The sequence below is a fragment of the Hoeflea sp. genome (assembly GCF_984452065.1).
The window spans coordinates 16,614-25,123 of record NZ_CFHWAF010000068.1 but is presented as its reverse complement, the minus strand read 5'-3'; the positions used below and the strand labels follow the sequence as shown (position 1 = coordinate 25,123).

General features: G+C 60.0%; 9 protein-coding genes and 2 tRNA genes. 6 read left to right on the top strand and 5 right to left on the bottom strand.

The genetic code is table 11. From position 1 onward, the window contains the following. Nucleotides 1–434 precede the first annotated feature (434 nt). Nucleotides 435–509 (bottom strand) — tRNA-Asn (locus tag AC5E6N_RS14160). 158 nt (nt 510–667) lie between these two features. Between AC5E6N_RS14160 and AC5E6N_RS14155 the strand changes: the two genes are divergently transcribed. The 3 genes from AC5E6N_RS14155 (at nt 668) to AC5E6N_RS14145 (ending at nt 1,732) form a co-directional block, all read left to right on the top strand. After that, complete coding sequence (locus AC5E6N_RS14155; protein WP_491691049.1) at nt 668–943, top strand: hypothetical protein; 276 nt, start codon at nt 668–670, stop codon at nt 941–943. A 12-nt stretch (nt 944–955) separates the two neighbouring features. Beyond that, nucleotides 956–1,471, top strand: coding sequence for an O-acetyl-ADP-ribose deacetylase (locus AC5E6N_RS14150; RefSeq protein ID WP_491748409.1), 516 nt, complete (start codon nt 956–958; stop codon nt 1,469–1,471). A gap of 187 nt (nt 1,472–1,658) precedes the next feature. Beyond that, nucleotides 1,659–1,732, top strand: a tRNA-Cys gene (locus AC5E6N_RS14145). 65 nt (nt 1,733–1,797) lie between these two features. On the opposite strand, the gene AC5E6N_RS14140 is transcribed toward AC5E6N_RS14145, so the two are convergent. Then, the gene (locus AC5E6N_RS14140) at nt 1,798–2,283 is read right to left on the bottom strand and encodes a tyrosine-type recombinase/integrase (RefSeq protein ID WP_491748408.1); all 486 of its coding nucleotides are present in this window, start codon (nt 2,281–2,283) and stop codon (nt 1,798–1,800) included. Between the two features lie 214 nt (nt 2,284–2,497). Between AC5E6N_RS14140 and crtY the strand changes: the two genes are divergently transcribed. Genes crtY through AC5E6N_RS14125 form a run of 3 tightly spaced genes read left to right on the top strand, consistent with a single transcriptional unit; the run spans nt 2,498 to nt 6,178 of the window. Next, the gene (gene crtY / locus AC5E6N_RS14135) at nt 2,498–3,724 is read left to right on the top strand and encodes a lycopene beta-cyclase CrtY (protein WP_491748407.1); all 1,227 of its coding nucleotides are present in this window, start codon (nt 2,498–2,500) and stop codon (nt 3,722–3,724) included. Next, a complete protein-coding gene (locus tag AC5E6N_RS14130) occupies nt 3,717–5,222 on the top strand; it encodes a phytoene desaturase (RefSeq protein WP_491748406.1) in 1,506 nt (501 codons plus the stop codon). Before crtY ends, AC5E6N_RS14130 begins: the two co-directional genes overlap by 8 nt. Before the next feature lie 23 nt (nt 5,223–5,245). After that, nucleotides 5,246–6,178, top strand: coding sequence for a phytoene/squalene synthase family protein (locus AC5E6N_RS14125; protein WP_491748405.1), 933 nt, complete (start codon nt 5,246–5,248; stop codon nt 6,176–6,178). Here the strand turns inward: AC5E6N_RS14125 and AC5E6N_RS14120 are convergent. The 3 genes from AC5E6N_RS14120 to AC5E6N_RS14110 form a co-directional block, all read right to left on the bottom strand. Then, nucleotides 6,163–6,690 (bottom strand): sterol desaturase family protein, encoded by a 528-nt coding sequence (locus AC5E6N_RS14120; RefSeq protein ID WP_491748404.1) that lies wholly within the window; start codon nt 6,688–6,690, stop codon nt 6,163–6,165. The genes AC5E6N_RS14125 and AC5E6N_RS14120 overlap by 16 nt on opposite strands. Nucleotides 6,691–6,794: 104 nt before the next feature. Then, the gene (locus AC5E6N_RS14115; protein ID WP_491748403.1) at nt 6,795–8,003 is read right to left on the bottom strand and encodes an ABC transporter permease; all 1,209 of its coding nucleotides are present in this window, start codon (nt 8,001–8,003) and stop codon (nt 6,795–6,797) included. Next, nucleotides 8,000–8,510 (bottom strand): ATP-binding cassette domain-containing protein (locus AC5E6N_RS14110; protein ID WP_491748402.1); only part of this gene is annotated, 511 nt, incomplete at its 5' end. The genes AC5E6N_RS14110 and AC5E6N_RS14115, both read right to left, overlap by 4 nt.

Here is an 8,510-nt window from a genome sequence, read left to right as displayed (position 1 = left end):
CTCGCCGAAGGCGAGATCAGCGAGTTGCATGTCGGGCTGAAGGGCACGATGAATGCGCTATTCCTCAAAGACCTCGCCGCCAGGACCCATCGGGGTCTTCGTGGTCGCGTAAAAGAAGGCAAGTCCAATTGTCGTCCTTGCTGACCGATGCGCCGGACGACAAGCCGGACTTGCTTCCGAGAGCCGCCACTATCTACGCAAAGAAGGTCGAGAAACTCGCGCGGGCCCTGAATCGCCCTGCAGAGCGCCAGGAAGCCGCCGAGGCTTTAAGGATGCTGATTGAGAAGATCGTCCTCACTCCAGGCCCGGACCGCGGCGTAATCGATGCCACGCTTCACGGCGAATTGGGACAAATCCTGGCTTGGACGGAGCGGCAAGCCCCTGAAAAGGCGACAAAAACAAACACTCCCGGAGGGGATTCCTCGGTGAAAAAGTGGCTCCCCGGGCCGGATTCGAACCAGCGACCAATTGATTAACAGTCAACTGCTCTACCACTGAGCTACCGGGGAACAGGCCATGAAATAGCGTGGGACGGCGTATAGAAAAGAAATACGCCCTTGCCAAGCCATTTCACAAAAAAATCTTCTGCCTTGCGCAATCCGGAGGGCATGACCAAATGGGCCGGTGGGCCGTTGCTGAATGGCGGTCAACCAGGATTGGGAGATCAATGGCGGACAACGGTTCAGGTCGCCATTCCGGAAGCGGTTCGACGGGCAGGGTGCTACGGCTCGGCCCATACCGTATTCGCCTGCCGGAAAGCCGGATGTTCAGGGTCGGGCTCGGAATTCTCCTTATTGTCTTTGGCATTCTCGGCTTCTTGCCGGTTCTTGGCTTCTGGATGATTCCGCTCGGCCTGCTGGTGTTGTCACATGATCTGCCCGCTGTGCGGCGCTGGCGTCGTCGCCTGGCGGTCAAATGGGGTCAAAGGACGAAGAAACGCTGACAGGCTGCGCGCATGGAACTGAAAATCGTCAAAACGGATATTACGACGCTCAAAGTGGATGCGGTGGTCAATGCCGCGAACCCCTCGCTCATGGGCGGCGGCGGTGTCGACGGCGCAATCCACCGTGCCGGAGGACCGGATATCCTTGAAGAATGCAAGGCAATCATCGCCCGCAACGGGCGCTGCAAGCCCGGCGAGGCGGTGATCACGACGGCGGGGCGGCTGCCGGCACGCTTCCTTATTCATACCGTCGGTCCGGTATGGCATGGCGGAGGCAAGGGCGAGGCACGTCTTCTGGCAAGCTGTTATGAGGCGAGCCTCAGGCTTTGCGTCGAAAACGGGCTGCGCACGGTCGCCTTTCCCAATATCAGCACCGGAGTTTACGGCTATCCCAGCGAAGCGGCGGCGCAAACGGCGACAGAGGCGATCGGTTCTTTTGCCGACAGCGATCGCATTGAGGCGGTCATCCTGGCCTGTTTCGATGAGGACAACTTGCAAATCTATCAGCGTTTACTTGACGTTGGTTGAGCCTTGGCATGTGAACAACGAGCGGATGAGGCGCGGTCGGAATTAACGGAATGCCAACCAAAAGATGCTGAAGCCGATCCAGCAACCTGAAGTTCTTAAAAACAGGCCGAATTGCCGGAATGCCCTCTTGCGTATCGCAGTTTTTCATTCTAAGTGCGGGCGTCGGTTGAACGGATCGGCATTGCGAGGCCTCGTGGCGGAATGGTTACGCAGAGGACTGCAAATCCTTCTATCCCGGTTCGATTCCGGGCGAGGCCTCCATTCACTTCAAATTCCGTAACGTTTCCAATTATATAGCATATCGCGTTACACGCTTGGTTACACTGTCATCTTTCAGACGTTACACTTTGCACTTTTCCGCTGGCTGAATCGGCCAGTCTTTCGCGGTTCGCGGCGTTGACATATGGCCGCGCTTCCTTCGGGTCCTTCCAGCCAAAATAAGCCATCAACTCATATTCGGTGGCACCGCTGTCGGCCATCCTGGTCGCGAGCCATTTCCTGACGCTGTGCGCCGTGATGCCCGTTACACCGGCCTGGCGAAACCATTTCGAGATTCGCTGCGATAGGGCCTTGTCGCTCTTGAACGGCCGGTCCCAGTCGTTGAGCATGTAGGCAAGCTGTTTGCAATCGGCGACCTCAGCCCGCACTTCGTCTGTCATGGGTAGCCGGCACTGCACGCCAGTCTTTATCGTCGTGAAGATCAGGCGGCCGCCTGTACATGATGAGCCCGCGACATTACCGCTCCCGAAAACGTGAATTGCAGCCCGTTGCGGGACCATTGTGGCACTGGTTCCGCATATCCATGTCTTCAATCGGTTGCTCCGCCTCAGGGCGAGGGAAGGGATAACGCCCTATGTCACCGCATTTGCCGGCGCTCGGGCGGGGCACAGGATTTTCTCCGCAAGACCACTGGCCGGCGCCAAATTGACGGCCATATCGAATGCTGTTGATATGGCGTGGCGGAGTGCGTATTGGTGCAGCCTGCGCGCGCCAGATCGTCAATGGCGGCGCTTCCATCGGCGACGGATGGGCAATGAGAGGATTGCGGCACTGGCAGCTTCCGGAACGGACCAGGCTGAGAAAGCGGATGTGATCCTGGCAGGGGGTGGCCTTGCCGGTTGTATCGCAGCATTGCGCCTGGCAGAGCGCGGCGTGCGCGTGATGATAATCGAGGCGGCCGATCGCATCTGCGGAAATCACACATGGTCATTCCACAGGACCGATATCGCGCCGCAAGACTACGAACGCCTGCGTCCGGCCATCGGTTATGAATGGCCCGGGCAGCAGGTGATCTTTCCCGAATTCAAGCGAACGCTGTCGACGCCCTACGCGAGCCTGACCTCGGATCGCCTGCGCGACATGGTGTATGCGACAGACGGGATCGACGTTCGTGAAAACAGCCGGATCGAGAGTGTCGAACGCGACCGCGTTGTCCTGTCAGACGGCTCGCACCTGTCAGCCCCGTGTGTGATCGACAGCCGCGGCTTTGCGCAATCCGAAGGGATCAGACTCGGCTATCAGAAATTTGTCGGTATCGAATTGGAACTCGGAAAAGCCCACGGTGAAGACGTTCCGACCATCATGGATGCCTCGGTCGATCAGCTGGACGGCTACAGATTCTTTTATGTATTGCCCATGTCGGAAACCCGCCTGCTGATCGAAGATACCCGCTACAGCGATACCGACAGCCTTGATTTTGACGCCTTGCATTCCGACGTGCTTGCCTATGCCGCCAACCGCGGCTGGGTGGTCAAGAAATCGATCCGGATCGAAAAGGGTGTTCTTCCCATCACGCTTGCCCAGGACGGCAAGCTGTTCTGGGATGGATTTTCAGATGATGAGGCTCCCATCGGCCTTCGCGCCGCACTCTTTCATCCTACCACCGGCTATAGCCTGCCGATGGCGGTTGAGACCGCCAATCTACTGGCCGGATTGAAGGTTCCATTGACGACGCTCGCGGCGCGCCGCGCGATCCGCAGCCATGCGAAAGGGCTTATAAGGGATCAGGCATTCTACCGCTTCCTCAACCGCATGCTGTTTCAGGCCGCCGTTCCATCCAGGCGCTACCTGGTCCTGCAACGGTTCTACCGATTGCCGCAATCCCTCATCGAACGGTTTTATGCGGGTGATATCAGATCCGCGGACAAGGTGAGAATTCTCATCGGAAAACCGCCGGTACCGATCCAAAAGGCGGTCGGCTGCGTAAGTGAGGCAAGGGCATTGGCCAAGGAGCGGCAGGTCGTGAATGGGTAACAACAGGACGGCGGCTGTCATCGGTTCGGGTTTCGGCGGATTGGCCCTTGCCATCCGCCTGCAAAGCGCCGGTATATCGACGACACTCTACGAGAAGCGCGACCGGCCCGGCGGCCGGGCCTATGTCTATGAGGATGACGGGTTCGTATTTGATGCAGGGCCGACGGTGATTACCGATCCCGCGTCGCTGCGGGAGCTTTGGGACCTGTCCGGGCGCAATATGGATGACTATGTCACCTTGCTGCCCGTCGACCCCTTCTATCAGCTGTGCTGGGAGGACGGATACCGGTTCGATTACGTCAACGACCAGGAACGGCTTGATGCGCAGATCGCCCGGAAGTCGCCGGACGATGTAGAGGGCTACCGCCGGTTTCTGAACTACTCCAACGACGTTTATCGCGAGGGCTATGAAAAGCTTGGCGCGGTGCCGTTCCTGAGCTTCTGGAATATGGTCAAGGTGGCGCCGCAGCTCATCCGTCTGGAGAGCCACCGCAGCGTCTATTCGAAAGTGTCGTCCTTTATCAAGGACGAGCAGCTCAGACAGGCATTTTCTTTCCATTCGCTGCTGGTCGGTGGAAACCCGTTCGACACGTCCTCGATCTACACGCTGATCCATGCTCTCGAGCGCCGCGGCGGCGTCTGGTTTGCCAAGGGCGGAACCGGCGCATTGGTTCGCGGCATGGTCCGCTTGTTCGAAGACCTTGGCGGAACCGTAAAGCTTAACGCGCCCGTCGATCGGATCGAGACGGAAAACGGTCGCGCGCGCGCGGTCGTTACGGAAGGCGAACGCACGGAATTCGATATGGTCGCCTGCAATGCCGATGTGGTGCATGTGTACGATCATCTTCTGCGCGATGACGCACATGGAAAAAGTCAGGCCAAGGCTCTGAAAAAGAAGCGCTTTTCCATGTCGCTGTTCGTTATCTATTTTGGCTTGAAGGGCCGGCGGCCCGATCTCAGGCACCATATGGTTCTGTTCGGGCCGCGATACCGCGAGTTGATCAACGATATTTTCAAGGCTGATCAGTTGGCGGATGATTTTTCACTCTATCTGCATTGCCCGTCCGTGACCGATGAGACAATGGCGCCGGAGGGGCACAGCGCCTATTATGTGCTGTCGCCGGTTCCGCATCTGGGAACGGCGGATATTGACTGGGAGCGGGAAGCGCCGCGTTATCGGGACCGCATTCTGGACTATCTCGACGAACGCTATATTCCCGGTCTCAAGCGCGATCTTGTTACGTGCCGTACATTCTCGCCCTATGATTTTCGTGACGAGCTGAATTCACATCTTGGCTCCGCCTTCTCGGTCGAACCACTGCTGACACAGAGCGCCTGGTTCCGGCCGCACAACCGCGATGCGACGATCAAAAATCTCTATCTGGTCGGCGCAGGAACCCATCCGGGGGCCGGAATCCCCGGTGTCGTGGGATCGGCAAAGGCCACGGCCGGGCTTATGCTTTCCGAGGCCGGGCAGGATCTCGCGGGCGTGTCATGAGCGCCGCTCCGCAGAGCAGACCTGTGACGGATGACGTCTTGCGCGTCAGCGAACAGATGATTGCAGCGGGATCAAAGAGCTTTGCCGCCGCCTCACGGCTCTTTAAAGCGGATACCCGCGCCGATGCTGTGATGCTTTATGCATGGTGCCGTCACGCGGATGACATGATAGACGGGCAGACGCTTGGCCACGGCATGGGCGCCGACCACCGCTCCGGGCAGGAGGCTCGGCTTGCCGACCTCTGCAATCTGACGCAATCGGCCCTGAACGGTGACAGGACGGGGGATCCGGTTTTTGAAGCCTTGCGGCAGGTGATCGAGCTCAACGACATCCCGCACCGACATCCTTTGGAGCTTTTGAAAGGCTTTGAAATGGATGTGAATGAGCGCGTCTACCGGTCGGAAGCCGACATGCTGGACTACTGCTATCACGTTGCCGGCGTCGTCGGCGTGATGATGGCGATGATCATGGGCGTTCGCGAGGCACAGGTCCTCGACCGGGCGTCTGATCTCGGGCTTGCCTTTCAGCAGACCAACATCGCGCGCGATGTTATCGATGATGCACGGGCAGGGCGGACATATCTCCCCGCCGATTGGCTGTCGGAAGCCGGTATCGAAGACATCGATGTTGAAGACAGGGAGCAATGGCCGAGGCTTCACGGACTCGCGTTGCGTCTCCTTGATCGTGCCGAACCCTATTACGAGTCAGCCTATTGGGGGCTTGCGGCGCTGCCGTTCCGTTCCGCCTGGGCTGTGGCCGCGGCGCGGCGGGTCTATCGCGAGATTGGCAGGGTGTTGCGCGATGGCGGGCCGGACGCCTGGGAAAAGCGCGTGTCGACATCGAAACGACGCAAGATGGTCCTGCTTATCCTGGCGCTCGGCGATGTGGCGGCGACGCGTTTCAGGCGCGCGGGTTCAGGCCCGAACAGAGACGGTCTTTATCAAAGGCCGCTCTGACGTTCTTCCAGGGTCGCACTGGTGTCGTAAAGTTCAAGGTCCAGCGCCTTCCTGTTCTCGCGCAACTGTTCCTTCAGACTGTCGAGACTAGGTGCCCAAAGGAAGCCGAAGGATACGCAGCCGTCCTTGCCCTTGACGGCATGGTGCAGGCGATGAGCCTGGTAAAGGCGCTTGAGGTAACCTTTTTTCGGAACATGGCGGAACGGCCAGCGATGATGGACCAGGCCGTCGTGAGCGACGAAGTAAAGCGCGCCGTAACAGGTTACGCCGACGGCGATCCACCAGACGACCCAATAGGTCGTTCCGATCCAGAACAATGCAATCGCCACGCTGGCGAACACGGCGGCGTAGAGATCATTCTTCTCAAAGGTGTCGTCATGCGGCTCATGGTGGGAGCGGTGCCATCCCCATCCCCAGCCATGCATGACGTATTTATGCGCCCACCAGGCAAAAAGCTCCATCAGGGCGACGGTGCCGACGACAATAGCAATGGCGATCAGAAAGTAGCTCATGGTTCCTTCAAATCCGGATTTGTTTTCCAGTCGGCCGGAGCACTATAGCGTAATCCAGGCGAGCCCGGCAGTGCGGCAATCCGCCCGATTCCACAGGCCGGGTCTCAGCCGAGCCTCAGCCGGTAACGGGACAGGACCAGCGCTGCGCCAAGCCCCAGAACGGCTGCGGCGGCGAGCGGCCAGAATGACGGCAGCAAAGCCGGCAGCGAGGCGCCGCGCCAAAGGGCGCCCTGATAGGCCTCGATGGCCCAGGCGTTCGGCGTGAACCATCCTAGATCCTGCAGCCAGGGCGGCATCATGAAACGCGGTACCATCGAACCGCCGACCGCGGACGCGACGAGCACAAGAAAGCTCGAGATCGTGTTGGCCTGCTGGCGCGAAACACAGGCCGAGGCCATCGCCAGGGCAAGCCCCGCCGCCGCCGCCGCCGCCAGGACCGTTGTTGCCGTCCAGGCCAAGAAACTCTGGGGCACGTTGACGCCGTAAGCCAGCCACGCCACAAGAAAAATGAGGCTGACCTGCAGGATGCCCTGGATCGTCAGAAACAGGAACTTCGCCAGTACAATGACATCCGTGCCGGCCGGTCCCACAGCCACACGGTCAATAATGCCGGAACTGCGTTCCTCAATCAGGCTCGCAGCACCCTGCATCGCCGAAAACAGGAGGAACATGACGGCGACAGCGCCGGCGTAATAGCTCACCGTCACCCCGCCGGCGCGGCCGCTCAGCGTTTCGATGGAAACAAGCGACGAATTTGCATCGGCGCCATCGCCTCGCGCCCGGTTCAATTCGGATAAGCCGGCGGCAAGGCGCGTGCGCTGTTCGCCGGTCAAACCTCCGGCAAGCTCTTCCACTGCCGGGACGGAGCGCTGAACCGCGACAGCGGGCAGATCGCGGGCAATCAGCCGCTGAACCTGGCCGGCAAGGATCGGCCCAGCCATCGCCCGGCCGGCGTCGGCGACAACCAGAACCGGCGCGTCGCCGTCATCATCAAGCAAGTCGCCGCGGATGATCAGACCGACATCCGCATCACCCGACAGAACCGCGGCGCGCAAAGCCGCTTCGCTCTCGAAGACGATCTCGTAGCGGCGAAGTGTCGGATCGTCTTCCAGCGCCTGCTCGAGGGCCTGCGACTGTTGCGAGCCGACCGCATCGAACAGAGCGATCTTCAACCGCATCTCGTCGCCGCTGGTGCCGGAGAAAATCGCCGCAAATATGACGAAAATCAGCGGGGGCAGGAGGAATGCCATCGCAAAGGCGCCGCGATCGCGGACCAGCCCGAGGACCATGACCTTCAATATTGCTGCGGTCATGGCGCGCGTCCCCTGCCGGACAGTCTCAGAAACAGTGTGTCCAGACCCGGTTCCCGGAACCGGATCTCCTTGATGTGCAGGTCGGTCTGGTGCAGGGCGCGGGTGAGCGCCGCCTGTTTTTGCGCCGAGGCTTCGATCATACGGCTCCATTCCAATCCTGAGTGATGTTCCTGGAACCCGATCCTCCCGAGCATGGTGGACGTGCCCTGTGTGGCACGTTCGAACAGATCGACGATCAGCATGCGATCATTGCCGAATGCCTTGCGCAGCAACCGGTCGGGCCGGCCCGACGGGGCGATCACGCCGCCGCGCAGGAAACCGACACGATCGCAGAGCGATTGCGCCTGATCCAGATCGTGAGTCGCCAGCAGGACGGCAAGGCCGGTCCGTCCGAGATCACGAATAACCTCATGCAGAGCATTGCGCGCGTCGACGTCGACGCCCCGGGCGATGAGCTTGCGAACGACGTCGATGGCCTCGCTGAGCCGCGCGCCGCGTTCCCCATGC

What these genes read in the sequence shown, in the direction of transcription:
- AC5E6N_RS14155 (WP_491691049.1), top strand. Translation starts at nt 668, where the DNA reads ATGGCGGACAACGGTTCAGGTCGCCATTCCGGAAGCGGTTCGACGGGC.
- crtY (WP_491748407.1), top strand. Translation starts at nt 2,498, where the DNA reads ATGGGCAATGAGAGGATTGCGGCACTGGCAGCTTCCGGAACGGACCAG.
- AC5E6N_RS14115 (WP_491748403.1), bottom strand. Translation starts at nt 8,003, where the DNA reads ATGACCGCAGCAATATTGAAGGTCATGGTCCTCGGGCTGGTCCGCGAT.
- AC5E6N_RS14120 (WP_491748404.1), bottom strand. Translation starts at nt 6,690, where the DNA reads ATGAGCTACTTTCTGATCGCCATTGCTATTGTCGTCGGCACCGTCGCC.
- AC5E6N_RS14130 (WP_491748406.1), top strand. Translation starts at nt 3,717, where the DNA reads ATGGGTAACAACAGGACGGCGGCTGTCATCGGTTCGGGTTTCGGCGGA.
- AC5E6N_RS14150 (WP_491748409.1), top strand. Translation starts at nt 956, where the DNA reads ATGGAACTGAAAATCGTCAAAACGGATATTACGACGCTCAAAGTGGAT.